The following is a 21,076-nucleotide window of genomic DNA, read 5'->3' on the forward strand; positions in this document are numbered from 1 at the left end:
TCAGAGCATCGTCGGCCCTAGGCAGCCGGGGCCGACGGCAGCAGGCCGCTTCCGCGCAGCTCGTCCCACAGGGCGGCGGGGACGGGCTCCGTGAACCGGTCGGCGCCGTCGTGGACCTCGGCGGCCGAGCGGGCGCCGACCAGGACACCGGCGACCGCCGGGTGCGCGGCGCAGTGGGCCAGGGCGGCGGCGCGCAGCGAGGTGCCGTGCCGCTCGGCGGTGTCCTTGATCCGCAGGGCGCGTTCGAGCAGGGCGGCGGGGGCCGCCGCGTAGTCGTACGTGGCTCCGGGCCGCGGATCGGCGAGCAGGCCGGAGTTGAAGGCGCCGCCGACGACGACGGACACGCCGCGTTCCCGTGCGGCGGGCAGCAGGTCGGCGGAGGCGGAGGCGTCGAGCAGGGTGTGGCGGCCGGCGCACAGCACCACGTCGACGTCGGTGTCGCGGACGAAGCGGGTGAGCATCGCGGTCTGGTTCATGCCGGCGCCGATGGCCCGGACGACACCCTCGGAGCGGAGCTTCTCCAGCGCCGGGTAGCCCTCGCGGAACGCCTGCTCCTCGTGGTCGTCCGGGTCGTGCAGGTAGACGACGTCCACGCGGTCCAGGCCGAGGCGTTCCAGGCTGGCCTCCAGGGAGCGGCGCACGCCGTCGGCGCTGAAGTCCCAGACCCTGCGGTGGGTGGCGGGCACGGCGAACGCGTTGGCCAGGTCGTCGCCGCCCGCGTCGGACGGTTCGAGGCGGCGGCCCACCTTGGTGGACACGGTGTACGCGTCACGGGGCAGGTCCCGCAGGGCGGCGCCCAGCCGGCGCTCGGCGAGACCGAGTCCGTAGTGCGGGGCGGTGTCGAAGTAGCGGATGCCACGCTCCAGCGCGGCACGCACCGTCGCGTACGCGTCCTCCTCGGCGACCTCGGTGTACAGGTTGCCGATGCCGGCGGTGCCGAGGGCCAGCGGGGTGATCCCGACGCCGCTGCGGCCGAGTTCCCTGGGGGCTCCGAGGTCGCTCATGCCGGGTAGCTCCTTGTCGTAGGGGTGGTCCACCGGGGCGGGGTGCCGCCGAGCATACGGGTCCGGGTCAGGCTCGTTTCAGCCGCAGGGTGGTCAGCTGGAACGGCCGCAGCCGCACGGTGACCCGCCCCTCGTCCACGGCGGGCGGGGGCGTGTCCGCGAGGGGGCGTTCCAGCAGGTCGGTGACGTCCACGCGGGCGACCGGGAAGGCGGCGGTGAGCGTGGCCCGGGCGCGGGCGCCGTGCGCCTCGTGGAAGCGGACGACGACGTCGCCGCTGCCGTCGTCGGCCAGCTTCACCGCCGTGACCACGACGGAGTCCCGGTCGACGGTCACCAGGGGCGCCACCTCGCCGGCCCCGGTGAGCCGCCGCTCGGGCAGGTTGATCCGCCAGCCTTCGCGCACCGCGTCCCCGAGGGACGCCCCGGGGACCAGCGCGTGCCGGAAGCGGTGTACGCCCTGGTCCGTCTCGGGGTCGGGGAAGCGCGGGGCGCGCAGCAGGGAGACCCGGACCGTGGTGGTGGTGCCGCCGTCGGTGCGGACCGTGCGCGTCACGTCGTGGCCGTACGTGCCGTCGTTGACGACCGCGACGCCCCAGTCGGGCTCCTGGAGATGGAGGAAGCGGTGGTTGCACGCCTCGAACTTGGCGGCTTCCCAGGAGGTGTTGGTGTGGGTGGGCCGGAAGAAGTGCCCGAACTGCGTCTCGGAGGCGTAGCGGTCGGCGTGCAGGTCGAGGGGGAAGGCGAGCTTGAGGAACTTCTCCGTCTCGTGCCAGTCGACCTCGGTGTCCACCACCAGGCGCTTCTCCCCCGGCGGCAGCGACAGCACCTGCGTCACCCGGGAGTCGCCGAAGGTGCGGGCGATCCGTACCGAGGCGCCGTCGTCGCCGGGGGTGACCTCGTCCGCGTCGGTGAGGTCGGTGACGGTGTTGCGGTAGAACGCGTCGACGTCCCAGGCGTCCCACATGTTCGGCAGGTCGTGGTGGAGCTGGAGCAGGTTGCCGGGCCGTCCGGGGGCGACGGTCTCGCGGTCGGCCTCGACGTCGTGGACGGAGTCCACCAGGCCCCGGGCGTCGACGGCGACCCGGAGCAGACCGTTGTCCAGGAGGTGTCCGCCGCCGGGGCGGTCCTCGCGGGTCGTCCGGCCCGTGGCCCCGGCCGGACGCGCGCCGCCCGCCGGGACGCCTGAGCGAGGGTGTGGGGCACCGTTGAAGACCAGCGGGAGCGTGCCCTCGCCGGCCAGGGCGCGCTGGGCGGCGTCGACGATGCCGTTCAGCTCGTCCGCGATCCGGGCGTAGGTGGCGCGGGCCTCGCGGTGCACCCAGGCGATGGAGGAGCCGGGCAGGATGTCGTGGAACTGGTGCAGCAGCACCGTCTTCCAGATCCGGTCCAGGTCCTCGTACGGGTAGGGGAAGCCGGTGCGCACGGCGGCCGTGGCCGCCCACAGCTCGGCCTCCCGGAGCAGGTGCTCGCTGCGGCGGTTGCCCTGCTTGGTGGCGGCCTGGCTGGTGAGGGTGGCACGGTGCAGTTCCAGGTACAGCTCGCCGACCCACACGGGCGGTTCGGGGTTCTCCGCCTCGGCCTGCGCGAAGAACGCGGCGGGGGTCTCCCAGGTCACCGTGGCCGACCCCTCCAGGTCGCGGAGCCGGGCGGCCTTGGCGACCATCTCGCGGGTGGTGCCGCCGCCCCCGTCGCCCCAGCCGGTCGGCGCGAGGGAGTGCCGGGCGGCCCCCTTGTCCTTGAAGTTGCGTACGGCGTGGGCGATCTCCGCGCCGCGCATCGAGCAGTTGTAGGTGTCGACGGGCGGGAAGTGGGTGAAGATCCTGGTGCCGTCGATGCCCTCCCAGCGGAAGGTGTGGTGCGGGAAGCTGTTGGTGCGCGACCAGGAGATCTTCTGCGTCAGCAGGTACTTCGAGCCGGCCGCCTTGATGATCTGGGGCAGGCCCGCGGCGAAGCCGAAGGTGTCCGGCAGCCACGCCTCGTCGTTCTCGACGCCGAACTCGTCGAGGAAGAACCGCTTGCCGTGCACGAACTGCCGTGCCATCGCCTCCGATCCGGGCATGTTGGTGTCGGACTCCACCCACATGCCGCCGGCCGGCACGAACCGCCCGTCCGCCACCGCTTTCTTCACCCGCGCCCACACCTCGGGCCGGTGCTCCTTCACCCACGCCCACTGCTGCGCCTGCGACATGGCGAAGACGAACTCGGGCTCGTCGTCGAGGAGGGCCGTCATGTTGGCGGCGGTGCGGGCGACCTTGCGCACGGTCTCGCGCAGCGGCCACAGCCAGGCCGAGTCGATGTGCGCGTGCCCGACCGCGCTGATCCGGTGCGCGGACGGGACGGCGGGCGCGGCCAGCACGTCGGTGAGCCGCGAGCGGGCTCGCTGCGCCGTGCCGTTGACGTCCTGGAGGTCGACCGCGTCCAGGGCGCGTTCGACGGCGCGGAGGATGTCCCAGCGGCGGGGCGCGTCGACCGGCAGCTCGGCCATCAGCTCGCCGAGCACCTCGAGGTCGGTCACCAGGTGCCACACGGTCTCGTCGAGGACGGCGAGGTCCGTGCGGGTCAGGGTGTACTGCGGCGCGCCGCCCGCGGTCTCCCGGTCACCCAGCGGTGTCGGTGTGAAGGGGCGGTAGCCCATGATCACGGGGTTGGAGGCGGCCTCGACGTGCAGACGCACCTCCTCCCCGCCCCGGACGGGCGCCCCGATCCGCACCCACTGGTTGCGGGGGTTGAGGCCCTTCACGGGGGTGCCGTCCGGGCGGTAGACAAGGCCCTCGCACTGGAAGCCGGGCATGTTCTCGTCGAAGCCGAGGTCGAGGACCGCCTCGACGGTCCGGCCGGCCCACGCCTCGGGGACGATCCCGGTCACCCGGAACCAGCTGGTGCCCCAGGGCGCGCCCCAGCGGGTGCCGACGGTCACCGGCTCGACGTCGGCGGCCAGCCCCTCGGCGACCGGGACCGGCTCCCCGGGCGCGTGCCACACCGCCGCCTCCAGGGGCACGGACTCGGGGTACACGGCGGGACGGATGCGCTCGTCGAGCACACGCCTGAGGCGGGCCTCGACCAGGGTGCGGTCGTCATGCATGCGGCGCTCCATGGGTGTGGCCGGTTCGCTGCCGGACGGAGGACCCGCCCCGGGGCGGCACCCCCGGGGTAACTCCCCTCCCACGGCCCTCGCGAACCACCGTCCGCCCGCGCCACCGGCCCGCGGTTCAGTGGGCGCCGGGTGCGGCTCCGCGCTTCTCCGCGTCGGCGCGGGCCTGCTCGTCGATCCGGCGTCCGGCCTCCTCCCAGTCGATCGGGAGCGCCTCGACGGGCACCTCCCAGAAGGTGAACGTCGACGTACGCATCGTCGTCCGCAGGCCGGTCATGACGCTCTTGTGCGGTTCGGCGCGTGCATAGGCGTACAGCGCCTCGCGGCTCTCCCACGCGGAGAGGGTGAGGAAGACCCTGCTGAACGGCCGGGCGACCAGGGAGGCCCCGAGCGCGCCGGGCGCCTTGCGGACCTGGCCCCAGGCGGCGAAGGACTTGACCAGGAAGCGCGGGACGTCCTTCAGCGACCGCACCTCGAACCGGGAGGCCATGACGACGGCGCGCGTGTCGGGCCGGGCCGGGTGGGGTGTGACCCAGGGAAGAGTAGGCACGATAGTCTCGCCTCCACAGTTGGTGAGTAGCACTATCCATATTAGACAGTGCCACTACCCAATCGCCAGAGGATTGTGGGAACGCACGTGAGAATCTCGGAACTGAGCCGCCGCAGCGGGGTGCCCAACGCGACGATCAAGTACTACCTGCGCGAGGGACTGCTGCCACCCGGCCGCGCCACCGCCGCGACCCAGGCCGAGTACGACGACTCCCACCTGCGCAGGCTGCGCCTGATCCGCGCGCTGACCGGTGTGCGCGGGCTGTCCGTGGCCTCGGCCAAGCAGGTGCTGGACGCCGTCTCCGCCCACGGGGACGACACGCACCGGCTGCTGGGCATCGTCTTCGGCATCTGGCCGTCCGAGGCGGGCCGGCCGGAGGCGCGGGCGGACGACGGGACGCCCGGTCCGAACCCGGAGGCCGCGGCCCTGGTCGACGCGATGGGCTGGTCGGTGTCGGAGCACAACCCCGCCCGGCAGGTCGTCGACCAGACCCTGCGGACGCTGCGCGGCCTGGGCGTCGACTACGACTGGCGGGCGCTCCTCCCCTACGCCGAACTGGCCGCGCGCACCGCCCGGTACGACCTGGACCGCCTCGAGGCGGTCACGGACCCGCTGGAGAAGGCCGAGCAGGCCGTCCTGCTGACCTTCCTGCTGGAGCCGGCGCTGATGGCCCTGCGCCGGCTCGCCCAGGAGGACGAGTCGACCACGCGCCACGGCCCCGACGCTTCCCCGCCCGGCCGGTGGTGAACGGCACCTCCCTTCGATTCCCGTTGCCCCGACCGGTGTTGCGGCTCTAATGTCGGCCCCGTGACTGCCGGGTCGGCCTCAGGCCTCACGAGAACGGTGCTCCCGGCTCCCGAGTGAGTCCGGGGCGGGCGCGTGCGCCTCCGCCGTCGGTCGTTCCTTCCGCCCGCCGCGCTCCACGCCGGCGGGGATCGACGAACCGACCCCGGAGACGAGAGACAGCCATGTCCGCAGCACCGCACGTCCAGTTGAACCACACCGCCGTCTACGCCCGTGACCGCAGGCGCTCCGCCGAGTTCCTCGCCGGGATCCTGGGACTGGAGGTGGGGGCGCCGTTCGGCCCGTTCCTCCCGGTCGACCTGGGCAACGGCGTGACCCTCGACTACTACGAGAAGCGGGACGAGCCCGTGCAGTCCCAGCACTACGCTTTCCTGGTGCCCGACGAGCGGTTCGACGCGATGATCGCGCGCCTGGAGGCGGCCGGGGTGACGTACTACGCCGACCCGCCGCACACCCGGCCGGGCCGCGTGAACACGCTCTTCGGCGGCCGGGGCGCCTACTTCGACGACCCGGACGGCCACAACATGGAGATCATGACCCGGCCGTACGTCCGCCCCTGACGGGGTCCGGTCGGAGCGGGCGGTACATGATGTGCAGCCCGACGCGGCCGTGCCGGGGGTGGTCGAACGCCTCGGGAACCGTGCCGAGGACGGTGAACCCGAGCGAGGTCCACAGCGTCACGGCGGGGTTGGTCTCGACGACGGCGTTGAAGACCATGCCCCGATAGCCGGCGTCACGCGCCGCGACCAGCACGTGCTCGGCGAGGAGCCGTCCGACGCCCCGGCCGGCGTGGTCGGGATCGACCATGAAGCCGGCGTTGGCGACGTCCCGGGCGGGACCGCCGTAGTTGGGGGTGAGGTAGGCGGAGGCGACGACGGCCCGGGCGTCGTCCTCGACGACGTACACCTGCTTGGCGGGGCTCATCCACAGGGCCCGGGCCGCCTCCTCGGAGGTGCCCGGGTCCCAGGTGTAGGTCTCGCCCGCGGCGACGATGCGGTGCCAGAACGGCCAGATGCGCGGCCAGTCGTCGGGGCTCGCTTCCCTGATCAGCATGGACGCGAGTCTGCCACGCCCGCGGACGGGGGTGCGGGTGCGGGGGTGCGGCTGCGGGGGTGGGGGTGTCAGTCGACGCTGGGGAGGATGTGCGGCTCGGCGAGGTCCTCCTCGTAGCCGGCGAGGCGGATCGGGGCCGAGCGGGCCCACACGTCGAGGCTTCCCAGTTCCCCCGGCCGGCGGCCGGAACGCTGCGTGCGTTCGTCGGGGCGCTGTTCGAGTTTCGTCTGCTCCGGTGTCACCGCGCACTCCTTATGTGTCGGTCACCCTCGGGACGTACTGCGTCGGCCCTGTGCCTGGCGCACGCCGTCCGATCGGGTCTGTGTCCAATGCCGTCGGACGCGGTGGCGCCGGTCGTTCGAGGGAGAGCAGGCCGTGGTGAACCGGCAGTCCCATGACGGATCGTGGGTGCGGGTAGGACCCTTGCTGCTGTCCGTCCGACTCAGATTAACCAAATGAGCGGCCCCCTGCTCGATGGGGCTGGAAACTGGCTGTAACAATCACATGACGGATCGCCCATCACCAGGGGCTATTTCCGGGCATGTCGTGACAGAACGCACAACGAAGCTCACTCGATCGGAGTACACGAGTGCCGATGTACCGGACAAGTCCGGACGGCCGGGGCGCCGTTCGGCAGTCCCCGGCCGTCCGCGCGGGTCACCAGCGGCCGGGCGCGTAGTCCTTCAGGAACACCCCGTACAGGTCCTCGCCCGCCTCGCCGCGCACGATCGGGTCGTACACCCGGGCCGCGCCGTCGACCAGGTCGAGCGGGGCGTGGAAGCCCTCCTCGGCGAGGCGCAGCTTGTCGAAGTGAGGGCGCTCGTCGGTGATCCAGCCGGTGTCGACCGAGGTCATCAGGATGCGGTCGGTGTCGAACATCTCCTGCGCGCTGGTGCGCGTCACCATGTTCATGGCCGCCTTGGCGGCGTTGGTGTTGGGGTGGCCGGCGCCCTTGTAGCCGCGTGCGAAGACGCCCTCCATCGCGGAGACGTTGACGACGTAGGCGCGCTTCGAGGACGAGCGGCGGGCCGCCTCGGCCATCGCCGGGCGCAGCTTGCTGATCAGGATGAACGGCGCCGTGTAGTTGCACAGCTGGGTCTCCAGCAGCTCCACCGGGGAGATCTGCTCGATGGTCTGCACCCAGGTGTTGGAGTCGACGACGTCCGGCACCAGACCACCCGCGTCGATGGCGGTGCCGTCCCGGTGCCGCTCGACGCTGGCGTTGCCCGCGACCAGGGCGAGGTCGGCCACCGCCTGGGCGTCGAGGCCGCTGACCCCGGCGGGCAGCGCGGTCAGCCCGTCGACCGCGCCGGAGTTGAAGGCGCCGATGACGTGGTGGGCGGGCAGCTCACCGGCCGGCAGCGGGGCGCTCTCGCCCTCGACGAGCGCGGCGTACGCGGAGGGCAGGCGGCGCACGGTCTGGGTGGCGTTGTTGATCAGGATGTCGAGCGGTCCCTGCTCGGCGACCTGGTCGGCGAGCGCCACGGCCTGGCCCGGGTCGCGCAGGTCGATCCCGACGACCTCCAGGCGGTGCATCCAGTCCCCGGAGTCGTCCATGGCCGTGAACCGGCGGATGGCGTCCTTGGGGAAGCGCGTGGTGATCGTGGTGTGGGCGCCGTCGCGCAGCAGCCGCAGCGCGATGTACATGCCGATCTTGGCGCGCCCGCCGGTGAGCAGCGCCCGCTTGCCGGTGAGGTCGGCGCGGGCCTCGCGCCGCATCCGGTTCTCGTCGGCACACCCGGGGCAGAGCTGGTGGTAGAAGTAGTCGACCTCGACGTAGCGGGTCTTGCACACGTAGCAGGAGCGGGGGCGCTGGAGTATGCCCGCGATCCGGCCCGGCTCGACGCGGGAGGAGGGCAGGATGCCCTCGGTCTCGTCGTCGATGCGCTCGGCGGAGCCGGTGGCGGTGGCCTCGGTGACCGCCTTGTCGTGAGCGGTCTTGGCGGCCCGGCGCTCCTGGCGGCGGCGCTGCTTGACCGTGCGGTAGATGTGCGAGGTGGCCCGGCGGACCGCGATCGCGTCCGGGTGGTCGACGTCGATGCTGTCGAGTTCCTCGAGCACGCTCAGGCAGACGGCCAGCCGCTCCGGGTCGATGCCCGGCCCGTACGCCACCTCGTCCGTGGTCCCGGGGCCGTCCTGTGTCACCGTCATCGCCGCTGCCGTTCCCGCTTCGGTTCGCGCGGCGCTCCGTTCGCGTCCGCTGTCGAACGGGGGATTTTACGGAGCGCCGGGCCGCAGCACCAAAATCGCTGCGCTCAGTGAGCGCAGGCCACGGTGAGTGCCGACACCTCCTCGGTCACCGCGCGGGCCAGCCGGTCGAGGTCCTCGACGGCCGCGCCGTCGGCGACCAGGCCGTAGTGGACGTGTCCCCGGTAGGTGGAGACGGCGACCGCCAGGGAGTGGCCGGGGGCCAGCGGGGCGAGCGGGAACACGGCGCCGAGGGGGTCGCCGCCGAGCCGCAGGCCGAAGCCGGGCAGCGGCACGCTGGTGACCAGGACGTCGAACCAGAGCCGGGCCGCCTGGCCGAGCAGCGGTCCGCCGAGCCGGTGACCGAGCGGCGGCACGTGCTCGGCGAGCAGGGCGACGGCGCCCGCGCCGCGGTGCGGGCCCGCCTCCTTGTTGCGGTCCATGGCGGTGCGTACCCGGGTCAGCCGGGCGAGCGGGTCCCGCTCGTCGACCGGGAGCTGCATCAAGTACCCGGACAGCCGGTTGCCCTGTGGGTGGGCGGTGCGCGGACGGCGGCGGGAGACGGGGACGAGGGCGCGCGGGGCGACGCCGTCGCTGCCGTCGCCGCGTTCGTCGAGCCAGCGGCGCAGCGCGCCGGCGACGACCGCGATGAGGACGTCGTTGACGGTGCCGCCGGCGCTCTTGCGGATGCGGTGGACGTCGTCGAGGTCGACGACGACACCGGCGGTGCGGCGGGTGCCGCTGGGCGCGCAGGTCAGCGCGGGCGAGGAGCGCATGTCGAGGGTGGACCTGGCGACGGCGGCGCCGATGTCCAGGGCCCGGCCCGCGTCGGCGAGGGCCTCGCGCACCAGGCCGGGCACCTCGCGTACGTCGGGGACGAGTCCGCGGGGCGGTTCCGCGGGGCGGGGGCGGGGCGTGGGCAGGTCCATCGGATCCATCAGCGCGGCGGCCAGGGTGAGGGCGCGCAGGCCGTCGGCGAGGGCGTGGTGGAACTTGAACAGGACGGCGAAACGCGCGCCGTCCTCCCCCGGCAGCACATGTGCCTCCCAGGGCGGCCGGGCGCGCTCCAGCGGGTGTCCCATCAGCTCGCCGGCGGCGGCGTGGAAGTCGGCCGTCGCCGGGTGCAGCCGGACGTGGTTCAGCGGGTCGAAGCCGGGGTCGGGTTCGCGGGTGGCGCCGCCGAAGGCGAGGGAGCGGCGCACGGCGGAGGCGAGCGGCCTGCGCAGCGCGGCCGTCAGCGGTTCGCCGGTGGCCGGCCAGGTGCGGCTCAGCGCGGACAGCGACCGCCGCAGGCCGAGCGGCTCCCAGGTGTCCCGGATGCGCATGCGCAGTCCGGGAACGGCGGCCGCCCGGGCGGCCAGCAGGTCGGCCGCGTGGGCGGCCGCGGAGGGCGATCCGGCCGTGAAGACTCCGAGCGCCGCGAGGTGCATCGGATGCCCGGCGGACTCGATGTTCCAGAACGCCAGGTCCAGAGGGGCGAGCGGGTCAGCGGTCATGAACGGCCTCGCGTCGACGACGGGAACGGATCAGCAGTCAATCGCTCCCGGCCGATTACGGTCAAGTACGATCTGGCTACACATAGTTAACAGCATGTGACGTCTCCGCCCCTTCTGCCACTACGGCAGAAGGGGCGGAGACGTCAGTGACATCGGGGACTACGCCTGCGGCGGGCCCGTCCGGCGGGGCGACGGACGCCACCCGGACGGGCGCCACCCACCGCCGGAGCCGGTCATTCGGCGGCCGGGCAGCCCGCGGGGCGGGCCCGGGAGGCGTCCCGGATCAGGTCGCGCTGTGCGGCCCGCACCGTCGGCACGTCGGGCTTCATCACCCGCCGGTCGTAGGTGAGCAGACCGTTGAGCTCGCCCTCGACGTCGGAGATCTGCGTGTAGACGGCGCCGTTGCCGCCCTTGCACACCAGGGCCCGTACCTCGTCGAGCTTGGTGAGGTAGTCGTCGGTGTAGGTGGCCGGGTCGACGTCGACGTACGACTGCTGCACGGGCCAGGCGTGGCCCGGCACCGCCAGGCCGAGTCCGCCGTACTCGCCGCTGACCAGGGCACGTTCGCCGTCCGGACGGGGCGGCAGGGCGGGGCTCGGGTAGCCGTGCTCGTCCATGAGGTCGCCGGTGCCGCCGTCGGCGCCGAGGTTGAGTCCGGACTGGTTGTTGACCAGCCGGCTGGGGTCCCAGGACTTGGCCTGGGCGGCGATCCGGCCGACGTCGTACTGGCCCCAGCCCTCGTTGAAGGTGACCCACATGACGATCGACGGGCTGCTGATGTGCTCGTCGATCATCTCCTTCATCTCGCGCTCGTAGCGGGCGCGGGCCTCGGCGTCCGGAGTGCGGGCGTCGCGCATGGAGGGCATGTCCTGCCACACCATCAGCCCGAGCCGGTCGGCCCAGTAGAACCAGCGGTCGGGTTCGACCTTGATGTGCTTGCGCACGGAGTTGAAGCCGAGCTGCTTGTGCGCCTTGAGGTCGTACGCGAGGGCCTCGTCGGTGGGCGCCGTGTGCAGGCCGTCGGGCCAGAAGCCCTGGTCGAGGGTGGCCATCAGGAAGACGGGCTTGCCGTTGAGGACCGTGCGCGGCACGCCGTCGATCTTCTCCACGGCGATGGAGCGCATGCCGAAGTAGCTGCTCACGCGGTCGGCGCCGACGGTGACCTTCAGGTCGTACAGGAACGGGTCGTCGGGCGACCACAGGTGCGGCTTCCTGATCTTCAGGCTGAGCGGCTGTCCGGTCCGGCCGGTCACGGTGGCGACCTTGCGTCGTCCGTCGTAGGCGGTGGCCGTGATGGGCAGGCCCGCGCGGACGCCCTTCGCCTCCACGGAGAGCCGCTCGCCCGCCACGTCGGGGACGAGCTTCAGGGAGTCCACGTGGTCACGGGCGACGGGCTCCATCCACACTGTCTGCCAGATGCCGGAGCTGGGCGTGTACCAGATGCCTCTCGGGTCCAGGCGCTGCTTGCCCATCGGCGGGTTCTCGCCGCCGGCCGCGTCCGTCGGGTCGTACACGCCGACGATCAGCTCCTGCGGACCGCCCCGCTTCAGCGCGTCCGTGACATCCACGGCGAACTTGTCGTAGCCGCCCTCGTGCGCGGTGACCTTCGTGCCGTTGACGTAGACCTCGGCGCGCCAGTCGACCGCCTGGAAGTTCAGACGCAGCCGCTTGCCGGAGCCGATGTGCCAGTCGCGCGGCACGGTGAAGGTGCGGCGGTACCACATACGGTCCTCGTGCCGCTGGATCCCGGAGAGCTGGGACTCCACCGGGTACGGCACCAGGACGCGCTCCTTCAGGGTGCGGCCCACGGGCGGGCGCTCGCCCTCCTCGGCGGCGGCGAACTGCCAGCTGCCGTTGAGGTTGCGCCACTCGGGCCGGGTGAGCTGCGGGCGCGGGTACTCGGGGTGGGCGTTGCCGGGACCCACCTGGTCGGCCCACGGGGTGCGCAGCTCATGGGTGGAGCGGTTGGGTCCGCTGCTGAGGAAGGCGTCCACGGGGTCGCCGTCGGTGGTCTTCAGGCCGCCCTGGCCGTCGTAGCGGACGTCGGCGCTGCCGCGGGCGGTGCCGGTCCTGTTGCCGACGACGGGCTCGCCGAGCGTGACGAGCAGCGCCTTCGGGTCGGCCGGGTCGGGTATCGCCGAGGTCAGGGGCCAGGTGGCGCCGCCGATCACGGCGTTGACGTGATCGGTGAAGCCGGCCGGGGGCGTGGCGAGCGGCTGGGGGAAGTCGAGTTTCAGGGTGCGTCCGGAGGCGAGGACGGTGGCGGCGAGGGCGCCGTCGTAGTCGAAGCCGTCGGGGAGGCGGAACGCCGAGCGGGGCACGGGTGCCTTGGTGCCGCCGGGCGGGGTCCAGCGCAGGTGGAAGTTGGAGCCCCCGTAGTGCTCGAAGTACTCGACCTTGATGTCGTAGGCGCGGCCCGCGGTCAGGTCGACCGGTTCGGCGGTCTGTTCCACGTCCCAGTCGTCGACCCAGTGGTCGATGGCGAGGCGGCCGTCGATCCACAGGCGGAAGCCGTTGTCGGCGCTGACCGAGAAGGTGTGGGCGCCGGTGGTCTCCGGCACGATCCTGCCGGTCCAGCGGACGCTGACGTCGTCGGCCCGGCCCGTGGTGAGGCTCAGGCGCGGCTCCAGGTTGTCGAAGTCGAGCTGGGAGTCGAAGGCGACGGCCTTCAGCTCGTGGAAGTCGAAGGCGCCGGGGGCGGAGTGGGTCCAGTACTCGCCCTTCAGTCCGTGGATCTCCACGGGGTCGTCCTCCGCCGCGCTCGCGGCGGGCCCGGTCGCGCCGAGTCCGGTGACGCCCAGCGCGGTGGCCAGGAGGAGGGCGAAGCGGTTCCTGAGGCGTCTGATGCGCACGGATCCTCCGTCGGTGAGGAAGTGACGGCTCGCTGTGCATGTGCTGTTCTGTGCGTTGTCAGTCCCGTACAACGTTGTCAAAGAACAGCACTTGGCATAACAGCACGGATTCCTGCAGCAGTCCAGGGACATGACAAAGGCCCCGTCTCGTACGACCGGGGCCTCCGCGAGGGCCGCTTACGGCACCAACTGCCCCTTGCCGAGCGCGATCACGCCGCCCTTGGACACCGTGTACAGCTCCGCGTCGCGCTCCGGGTTGACCCCGATCGTCGCGCCCGGCGGCACCTCCACGTTCTTGTCCAGGACCGCTCCGCGCACCACCGCGCCCCGCCCGATGTGCACGTTGTCGTGCAGCACCGAGCCCTGCACCACCGCTCCCGGGTCGACGACCACGCCCGGCGACAGCACCGACCGCGTCACCTGCCCCCGGATCAGGCACCCGGCGCTGATGATCGACTCGCTGGCGATGCCGCCCGCGTTGAACCGGGCCGGCGAGAGCTGCCCCGAGTGCGTGTAGATGGGCCACTGGCGGTTGTAGAGGTTGAACGCGGGGCGCTCGGCGATCAGGTCCATGTGCGCGTCGTAGTACGCGTCGAGCGTGCCCACGTCCCGCCAGTAGCCCTGGTCGCGGCTGGTCTCCCCCGGCACGTGGTTGGTGCTGAAGTCGTACAGGTGGGCCTCGCCCCGCTCGGTGAGCTGCGGCAGGATCGAACCACCCATGTCGTGCACCGAGTTCTCGTCCTCGGCGTCCCGCTGGAGGGCCTCGACGAGCGCCTTGGTGGTGAAGAGGTAGTTGCCCATGGAGGCGAACACGCACTCGGGGTCGTCGGCGAGGCCGGGCGGATCGGTGGGCTTCTCCAGGAAGCGCTCCACGGTCTGCCCGTCGGATCCCGGCGTGATCACCCCGAACGCGGACGACTCCGCGCGCGGCACCCGGATCCCGGCCACGGTGACGCCGGCGCCGCTCTCGATGTGCTGGTTGAGCATCTGGCGCGGGTCCATGCGGTACACGTGGTCGGCGCCGAACACCGCCACGTACTCCGGGCGCTCGTCGTAGATCAGGTTCAGCGACTGCAGGATGGCGTCGGCGCTGCCCAGGTACCAGCGCGGACCGAGGCGCTGCTGTGCGGGGACCGGGGTGACGTAGTTGCCGAGCAGGCTGGACATCCGCCAGGTGGTGGTGATGTGCCGGTCCAGCGAGTGCGACTTGTACTGCGTGAGCACGCAGATCCGCAGGATGTCGGCGTTCACCAGGTTGGACAGCACGAAGTCGACCAGGCGGTAGGTGCCGCCGAAGGTGACCGCCGGTTTGGCGCGGTCCGCCGTGAGGGGCATCAGGCGCTTGCCCTCGCCGCCCGCCAGCACGATTCCCAGGACCGAAGGACCACCACGACGCATGGCCGCTCCCCTCACGCCGAGTTTTCCCATGACTGCCCCGGACGGGCCGGGCTAAGCCTGTTCGCCGATCTCCTCGTACAGTCCGGCCGTGCGGCGCGCCACCGCGTCCCAGCCGAACTCGGTGACCGCGCGCTCCCGCCCCGCCTCGCCCATCGCCCGGGCGGTGCCCGGGTCGCCGAGCACCGCGTCGAGCGCCCGGGTGAGCGCCGGCTCGAAGTCGTCGTCCACGTCCACCAGCAGGCCGGTCCTGCCGTCGTCCACGACCTCCGGGATGCCTCCGACGCGGGAGGCGACCACGGCGGTGCCGCACGCCATCGCCTCCAGGTTCACGATGCCGAGCGGCTCGTACACCGAGGGGCAGGCGAACACGGCGGCGTGCGTGAGCAGCTGGATCACCTCGGGGCGGGGCAGCATCTGCGGGATCCAGTGCACGCCGTCGCGGACCCGGCTCAGCTCTTCGTACAGCTCGCGGAACTCACGGTCGATCTCCGGGGTGTCCGGGGCGCCCGCGCACAGCACCACCTGCGCGGCGGGGTCGATGTCCCGCACCGCCCGCAGCAGGTGGGGCACGCCCTTCTGCCGGGTGATCCGGCCGACGAACAGCACGTACGGGCGGGAGCGGTCCAGGCCGATCCGGTCCAGCGCGTCCGTGCCCGGGTCGGGCCGGTAGAGGGCGGTGTCGATGCCGTTGTGCACCACGTGCACCCGGGCCGGGTCCAGCGCGGGGTAGCACTCCAGGATGTCGTCGCGCATGGCACCGGACACGGCGATCACCGCGTCGGCGGCCTCGTAGGCGGTGCGCTCCGCCCAGCTCGACAGGGCGTAGCCGCCGCCCAGCTGCTCGGCCTTCCAGGGGCGCAGCGGCTCCAGGGAGTGCGCGGTCACCACGTGCGGGATGCCGTACAGCAGTTTGGCGAGGTGGCCGCCCAGGTTGGCGTACCAGGTGTGGGAGTGGACCAGCTCGCGGCCCTGGAGGGCGGCGGCCATGGCGAGGTCCACGGAGAAGGTGCGCAGCGCGTCGTTGGCGCCGTCGAGCGACGGCCAGGAGCGGTGGCGCAGCACGCCGTCGGTGCGGCCCTCGCCCCAGCAGTGCACCTCCAGGTCCACCAGGGACCGCAGCTCCCGGGCCAGGAACTCCACATGGACCCCCGCGCCCCCGTACACGTCCGGGGGGTACTCCCGGGTCAGCAGTCCCACTCGCACCCTGAACCCCCTGTCTGCGCGGACGTCGCTCTCATGGTCACCCAGACCGGGCGCGTGGGGAAGAGCGGGGCGGCCGAACGAAGCAACAGTCCCCGCAGACGCCCCCGCCGGGCACCCGGTAGTACAGGCAGCAGCTGCGGCGCCGGAAGGCGGTGCCGGTGAGTGTGCCGGAGCCGGTGAGCAGGGGGTGGGCGAGGAGTTCGCGGGACAGCCGGGCGGCCCGGGAGGCCACGTCGGGCCGGGCGTGGCGGACGAGTTCGCGGGCCGAGGCGGCGAGGGCGGAGGCGGCGTTGCCGCGCAGGAGCCCGGGCGCGAGACGGTGGCGGGCGCGCAGGGCGGCGGCGAGGGGTTCCAGATGGCCGTGCAGCACGACCTCCGCGAGGGTCGCCGCGTCGCCGGGCAGCGGCCGGACCTCGGTGAGCCACAGGTCGTCGGGGGCGCTCCCCTCGGGGTCCCAGCGCATCGCCTCCGGGTGAAGGTCGGGGACGGCGCCGTACAGCGTCGCGCAGCCGAGGGCCACGGACCACAGGCGGGCGGCCAGACCCTGATGCGCCACGGAGGCGGCGACCCGCGGCTCGGGGGCGCGCAGGGCGGCGCCGACCCGGCGCACCCGCACGGCCAGGGGGTCGGTCAAGGGCTCGGTCAGGGGACCAGGCAGGGGATCGGTCAAGGGATCCGTCAGGGGAGCACCTTGAACATCCGGGCGGCGGGGGCCGTATGCCTGGTCGAGCGTGGGCAGGCGGCGGCCGGCTTCCTCCGCCGCACGCAGGACGAAGAAGCCACCGAGGTCACGGAGGGCGGTGAGGCGCGGGTCGAGGTCCACGAGGTGCAGTAGTACCAAGTCCGCCGAGGCGGGTGGTTGTCAGGGGTCCCGGTCCCGTGGCCCCCACCCAGGGGATGACGGGGGCGCCCCCGTACTCCATCGGCAGTAGGACGCATTGGGTGCTCAGGGACGACGACGGGGAACACCCTGGCACGGCATCGTGTTGCTCATGGAAGCCGACCGTTCGCCGCGCCGGGCAGACCGCCCCCGCCTCACGCAGAGGAGCAGCCGATGAGCGCCCTCGCGTTGTCCGTGGTCCTGTCCTTCGTGTCCGCCGTGGCGTACGCGGGCGGGGCGATCGTGCAGGAGCAGGTCGCGCTGTCCTCGTCCGGTGCGCGGCAGTACGCGCCGCTGCGCCGGCCCGGCTGGTGGGCGGCCGTCGGGCTGAACGGTCTGGGCGCCGTGCTGCACGTGGTCGCGCTGGCCTACGGCCCGCTGAGCCTCGTCCAGCCGCTGGGCGCCCTCACGATCGTGTTCGCGCTGCCCATGGCCGCGCTGTTCGTCGGCCGCAGGGCCGGGGCGACGGCGTGGCGCGGTGCCCTGATGGCGACGCTCGGCCTCGCGGGTCTGCTGGCGCTGGTCGGCGCCTCGGGCGCGCAGTCGCTGGACGGTCCGCAGCGGGTGGCGGCGGCCGTGGGGACGGTCGCGGCGGTCGTGACGCTGATCGTCGCGGCGCGGGCCGTCCACCGGCACCCGGCGGTGCGCAGCATCCTGCTCGCGACCGCGTCCGGCGTCGCGTTCGGCATGTCCTCCGTCTTCACCAAGACGGTCGCGGTGGACTGGACGGGCGGCGTCTCGGCGGCGGACCTGCCGTCCCTCGCGGTGATCGGCGTCCTGGCGACGGCGGGCATGCTGCTGTCGCAGGCCTCCTACCGGGGCGCGGGCCTCGCGGCCCCGCTGGCGACGCTCACGGTGGTCAACCCGGTGGTCGCGGCCGCGATCGGCATCACGATGTTCGGCGAGACCTTCCGTTACGGCACGACCGGCACGGCGCTGGCACTGAGCTGCGGTGTGGTGGCGGCCGGCGGGCTGATCCTGCTGACGACCGAGCGGCTGGCGCGCGAGCACGAGGCCACCGCCGGGGCGGTGACGGCCGACAGAGGGGCTGTGCCGGTCGCGGCCGACGAGCCCGCCGTGGAGCAGGCCGTCGGCCGGCAGGCGGACGACCCCGCCGAGCTGCTGCTGGCGGAGCTGACGGTGCCGGAGGACGTCACGCTGCCGGTCACCGTGCCCGCGGCGCCCGCCGGGCCGGACGCGGCGGACCCGGCGGCGGTACCGCTGATGCCGTACGCGCCCTTCTACGGCGGCCCCTACGTGCCGGTGCCGGCGTCCGACCGGCACCTCGCCCGCGTCAGATCGTGACGCCTCCGGCGCGCAGATAGGCGAGCGGGTCGACGTCCGACCCGAAGCCGGGCCCCGTCCGCACCTCGAAGTGCAGATGCGGGCCCGAGCTGTTGCCGGTCGAGCCGGAGCGCCCGATACGCTGGCCGGCGCCGACCGACTGGCCGCTCTTCACGGAGATCGCCGACAGGTGGGCGTACTGGCTGTAGCGGCCGTCGGCGTGCCGCACCACGACCTGGTAGCCGAACGACCCCTCCCAGCCCGCGGCGACCACGGTGCCGGACCCGACGGACTTCACGGACGTACCGGTGGGGACGGGGAAGTCCACGCCGGTGTGGTAGCCCTTCGACCAGGAGGACCCGGCCTTGTGGTACGGCGTGCCGAGGCCGGCGCTGACGGGTGCGACGCGCTTCGAGCCGGAGGAGGAGGCGGACCGGTCGGCGCGTTCCTCGGTGCGCTTCTCGGTCTTCTTCTCCGTCTTCTTCTCGGCCTTGGGTGCGGCCTTCTTCTCGGTCTTCTTCTCGGTCTTGGGAGCGGCCGCCTTGGGAGCGGCCGCCGTCCTGCCCGCCGGCTCGGACGACTGGGCGGGCGGCTTGGCGGGGGCCTTGGCCGTGCCCCCGGCCAGGGTGAGGCGCTGCCCCGGCAGGATCAGGTCGGGGTCGGCGCCGACGGTCGTCCGGTTGGCCTCGTAGAGCCCCTGCCAGCCACCGCGCACGCGCTCCTGCTCGGCGATGCCGGAGAGGGTGTCGCCGTGTACCACGGTGTACATCTCGGCGCGTCCCGCGCGGGACTGGGGTGTGGTGTGCGGCCGGACGTCCTCGACGGAGGTCCGCCCGTCGCCCTTGCCGCCACTCGCGCTCCTGGTGCCGGCGGAGCGCCCGCCGCCCCGGTCGGAGCGGTCGGCGGCCCGGTCGGAGCGGTCGGAGCGGTCGGCGGCCGGCCGGATGTCCGGGGTGGCGCCGTCACGGGTGAGTCCGGCCCGTACCGAGCAGGTGGGCCAGGCGCCGGGGCCCTGTCCGTCGAGGACCTTCTCGGCGACGGCGATCTGCTGGTCCTTGGTGGCCAGATCCGCTCGGGGCGCGTACCGGGTACCGCCGAACGCCTCCCACGTGGACTGGCTGAACTGCAGCCCGCCGTAGTAGCCGTTGCCGGTGTTGATGTCCCAGTTGTTGGTGGACTCGCAGGCGGCGACCTTCTCCCAGGTGTCCACGTCGGCGGCCTGCGCCGCGCCGGTGCCCATGAGCGGGAGGGCCATGCCCGCACCACCGGCGGTGACGGTGAGCGAGGCCCGGTTGATCCTGTTCGGCTGATACCGGCGGTGCCGGCCGCGCACGGCCATGGAATCCCCCTCGACAATGCGTCAGGAGGGGCAAAAGTAAGCGCTGCGAACAGGCCGTGACAAGGCGGCTATCAGCCGCACGGATGCGCCAAGCGGCCGGGACGTTACGCCCGTTGCGCCCCTGTTTGCCATCAGGGGGGAGCGTGCGCGGGGGCCCGACGCCGGGCGCGGGAGCACGCGGGGGTGTGCGCGGGGTGGGGTGCGCCGGGTGGGTTGTCGGCCGCACCGGGCAGTCGTGAGGGGACCGCGCTGGGGACCACACTGAGTACGGAGGGCACGCTCGCGCGTATGTGCCTGCGCGGGTCCCGAAGACTCGCGCATGCGCACGCGAGTGCGGCACGCAAGGATGGTCGATGTCAGGACCGGCGGGCGTCCACCAGCGGCACCGGCGCCCGGCGGCACCGATACCGAGGTCACCAGGAGTCACCCTTATGAGCAGTTCAGCGCAGATCGGCGTCACCGGGCTCGCGGTCATGGGCCGCAACCTCGCACGCAATTTCGCCCGCAACGGCTACACGGTCGCGGTGCACAACCGCACCGCGGCACGTACGCACGCGCTGGTGGAGGAGTTCGGGCACGAGGGGAGCTTCGTGGCGGCCGAGACGGCCAAGGATTTCGTCGCGGCGCTGGAGCGGCCGCGGCGGCTGGTCGTGATGGTGAAGGCCGGGGACCCGACGGACGCGGTGATCGAGGAGTTCGCGCCGCTGCTGGAGCCCGGCGACATGATCATCGACGGTGGCAACGCGCACTTCGCCGACACCCGCCGCCGGGAGAAGGCGCTGCGCGAGCAGGGCATCCACTTCGTCGGCATGGGCGTCTCCGGCGGCGAGGAGGGCGCGCTGAACGGGCCGAGCATCATGCCGGGCGGCCCGAAGGAGTCGTACGACTCGCTGGGCCCGATGCTGGAGAAGATCTCCGCGAAGGCGAAGGACGGCTCGCCCTGCGTCACGCACGTGGGTCCGGACGGCGCCGGCCACTTCGTGAAGATGGTGCACAACGGCATCGAGTACGCCGACATGCAGCTGATCGGTGAGGCGTACCAACTGCTGCGCGACGTCGCCGGGTACTCCCCCGCGCAGATCGCGGAGATCTTCCGCACCTGGAACACCGGCCGGCTTGACTCGTACCTGATCGAGATCACCGCCGAGGTGCTGTCGCACGTGGACGCGGCGACGGGCAAGCCGTTCGTCGACGTGGTGGTGGACCAGGCGGAGCAGAAGGGCACCGGCCGCTGGACCGTGCAGATCGCCCTCGATCTGGGCGTGCCGGTGTCGGGCATCGCGGAGGCGGTGTTCGCCCGGTCCCTGTCGGGCCACGCGGCGCTGAGGGAGGCCTCGCGCGGGCTGGCCGGCCCGAAGCCGAAGCCGATGAGCGAGTCGGACGCGTCCGCGTTCGCCGACCGGGTGGAGCAGGCGCTGTACGCGTCGAAGATCGTGTCGTACACGCAGGGCTTCCACGAGATCGCCGCGGGCAGCGAGGAGTACGGCTGGGACATCGACCTCGGCGCGGTCTCCGCGATCTGGCGCGGCGGGTGCATCATCCGCGCGGCCTTCCTCGACCGTATCCGGGCCGCCTACGACACGCGGGCGGACCTGCCGAGCCTGCTGTCGGACGAGACGTTCGCGCAGGAGATCGCCGACGCGCAGGACGACTGGCGCGAGGTGCTGATCGCGGCGACCCGGCAGGGCGTGCCGACCCCCGGTTTCGCGGCGGCGCTCGCCTACTACGACGCCCTGCGGGCGGAGCGGCTGCCGGCCGCGCTCACGCAGGGCCAGCGCGACTTCTTCGGCGCGCACACGTACCGCCGCACGGACCGCGACGGCTCGTACCACACGCTGTGGGGCGGGGACAGGTCGGAGGTCTCGGCGTAGACGGCACCCCGGAGGGGCGCGAGAACCGCGCCCCCTAGGGGGCGCGGTTCTCCACCGGCCCGCA

The 21,076-nt window shown here is 72.9% G+C and carries 16 protein-coding genes; 4 read left to right on the forward strand and 12 right to left on the reverse strand.

Features of this window, described 5'->3' with window-relative positions:
- Positions 1-17: 17 nt before the first annotated feature.
- From ACIF8S_RS09105 to ACIF8S_RS09115, 3 genes are all read right to left on the reverse strand, one after another.
- Entirely contained in the window at positions 18-1,004 is a 987-nt protein-coding gene (locus tag ACIF8S_RS09105; protein ID WP_399998255.1) for an aldo/keto reductase, read from the reverse strand.
- A 67-nt stretch (positions 1,005-1,071) separates the two neighbouring features.
- Positions 1,072-4,086 carry an alpha-mannosidase gene (locus ACIF8S_RS09110; RefSeq protein WP_399998256.1) on the reverse strand — a complete coding sequence of 1,005 codons (3,015 nt, stop codon included), beginning with the start codon at positions 4,084-4,086 and terminating at the stop codon, positions 1,072-1,074.
- Positions 4,087-4,213: 127 nt separating this feature from the next.
- Positions 4,214-4,645 carry a DUF3291 domain-containing protein gene (locus ACIF8S_RS09115; protein ID WP_399998257.1) on the reverse strand — a complete coding sequence of 144 codons (432 nt, stop codon included), beginning with the start codon at positions 4,643-4,645 and terminating at the stop codon, positions 4,214-4,216.
- An 87-nt stretch (positions 4,646-4,732) separates the two neighbouring features.
- Here ACIF8S_RS09115 and ACIF8S_RS09120 point away from each other — a divergent pair, with 87 nt between their 5' ends.
- On the forward strand, positions 4,733-5,392 hold the full coding sequence (locus tag ACIF8S_RS09120) for a MerR family transcriptional regulator (protein ID WP_399998259.1): 660 nt from the start codon (positions 4,733-4,735) through the stop codon (positions 5,390-5,392).
- Between the two features lie 221 nt (positions 5,393-5,613).
- Entirely contained in the window at positions 5,614-6,009 is a 396-nt protein-coding gene (locus ACIF8S_RS09125) for a VOC family protein (protein ID WP_399998261.1), read from the forward strand.
- Here the strand turns inward: ACIF8S_RS09125 and ACIF8S_RS09130 are convergent.
- The 8 genes from ACIF8S_RS09130 to ACIF8S_RS09165 form a co-directional block, all read right to left on the reverse strand.
- A complete protein-coding gene (locus ACIF8S_RS09130; protein WP_399998263.1) occupies positions 5,981-6,502 on the reverse strand; it encodes a GNAT family N-acetyltransferase in 522 nt (173 codons plus the stop codon). The two genes, ACIF8S_RS09125 and ACIF8S_RS09130, sit on opposite strands and share 29 nt — an antisense overlap.
- A 68-nt stretch (positions 6,503-6,570) precedes the next feature.
- Positions 6,571-6,744 (reverse strand): hypothetical protein, encoded by a 174-nt coding sequence (locus ACIF8S_RS09135; RefSeq protein WP_106966952.1) that lies wholly within the window; start codon positions 6,742-6,744, stop codon positions 6,571-6,573.
- A 415-nt stretch (positions 6,745-7,159) separates the two neighbouring features.
- Complete coding sequence (locus ACIF8S_RS09140) at positions 7,160-8,653, reverse strand: SDR family NAD(P)-dependent oxidoreductase (RefSeq protein WP_399998264.1); 1,494 nt, start codon at positions 8,651-8,653, stop codon at positions 7,160-7,162.
- Between the two features lie 104 nt (positions 8,654-8,757).
- Positions 8,758-10,185 (reverse strand): wax ester/triacylglycerol synthase family O-acyltransferase, encoded by a 1,428-nt coding sequence (locus ACIF8S_RS09145; protein ID WP_399998266.1) that lies wholly within the window; start codon positions 10,183-10,185, stop codon positions 8,758-8,760.
- A 233-nt stretch (positions 10,186-10,418) separates the two neighbouring features.
- On the reverse strand, positions 10,419-13,037 hold the full coding sequence (locus ACIF8S_RS09150; protein ID WP_399998268.1) for a PA14 domain-containing protein: 2,619 nt from the start codon (positions 13,035-13,037) through the stop codon (positions 10,419-10,421).
- A 177-nt stretch (positions 13,038-13,214) separates the two neighbouring features.
- Positions 13,215-14,435 (reverse strand): glucose-1-phosphate adenylyltransferase, encoded by a 1,221-nt coding sequence (gene glgC, locus ACIF8S_RS09155; RefSeq protein ID WP_399998269.1) that lies wholly within the window; start codon positions 14,433-14,435, stop codon positions 13,215-13,217.
- Between the two features lie 51 nt (positions 14,436-14,486).
- Complete coding sequence (glgA, locus tag ACIF8S_RS09160) at positions 14,487-15,638, reverse strand: glycogen synthase (protein WP_399998270.1); 1,152 nt, start codon at positions 15,636-15,638, stop codon at positions 14,487-14,489.
- Between the two features lie 37 nt (positions 15,639-15,675).
- On the reverse strand, positions 15,676-16,461 hold the full coding sequence (locus ACIF8S_RS09165; RefSeq protein ID WP_399998272.1) for a (2Fe-2S)-binding protein: 786 nt from the start codon (positions 16,459-16,461) through the stop codon (positions 15,676-15,678).
- A 231-nt stretch (positions 16,462-16,692) separates the two neighbouring features.
- Between ACIF8S_RS09165 and ACIF8S_RS09170 the strand changes: the two genes are divergently transcribed.
- Positions 16,693-17,823, forward strand: coding sequence for a DMT family transporter (locus ACIF8S_RS09170; protein WP_399998274.1), 1,131 nt, complete (start codon positions 16,693-16,695; stop codon positions 17,821-17,823).
- Here the strand turns inward: ACIF8S_RS09170 and ACIF8S_RS09175 are convergent.
- Positions 17,813-19,141 carry a transglycosylase family protein gene (locus ACIF8S_RS09175; RefSeq protein ID WP_399998275.1) on the reverse strand — a complete coding sequence of 443 codons (1,329 nt, stop codon included), beginning with the start codon at positions 19,139-19,141 and terminating at the stop codon, positions 17,813-17,815. The two genes, ACIF8S_RS09170 and ACIF8S_RS09175, sit on opposite strands and share 11 nt — an antisense overlap.
- A 431-nt stretch (positions 19,142-19,572) precedes the next feature.
- On the opposite strand from ACIF8S_RS09175, the gene gndA reads away from it, so the two are divergent.
- The gene (gndA, locus tag ACIF8S_RS09180; RefSeq protein WP_349794413.1) at positions 19,573-21,012 is read left to right on the forward strand and encodes an NADP-dependent phosphogluconate dehydrogenase; all 1,440 of its coding nucleotides are present in this window, start codon (positions 19,573-19,575) and stop codon (positions 21,010-21,012) included.
- The last annotated feature ends 64 nt before the right edge of the window (positions 21,013-21,076 follow it).

The organism is Streptomyces sp. NPDC085937 (assembly GCF_044540535.1).
In the GTDB taxonomy this organism is placed as follows: domain Bacteria; phylum Actinomycetota; class Actinomycetes; order Streptomycetales; family Streptomycetaceae; genus Streptomyces.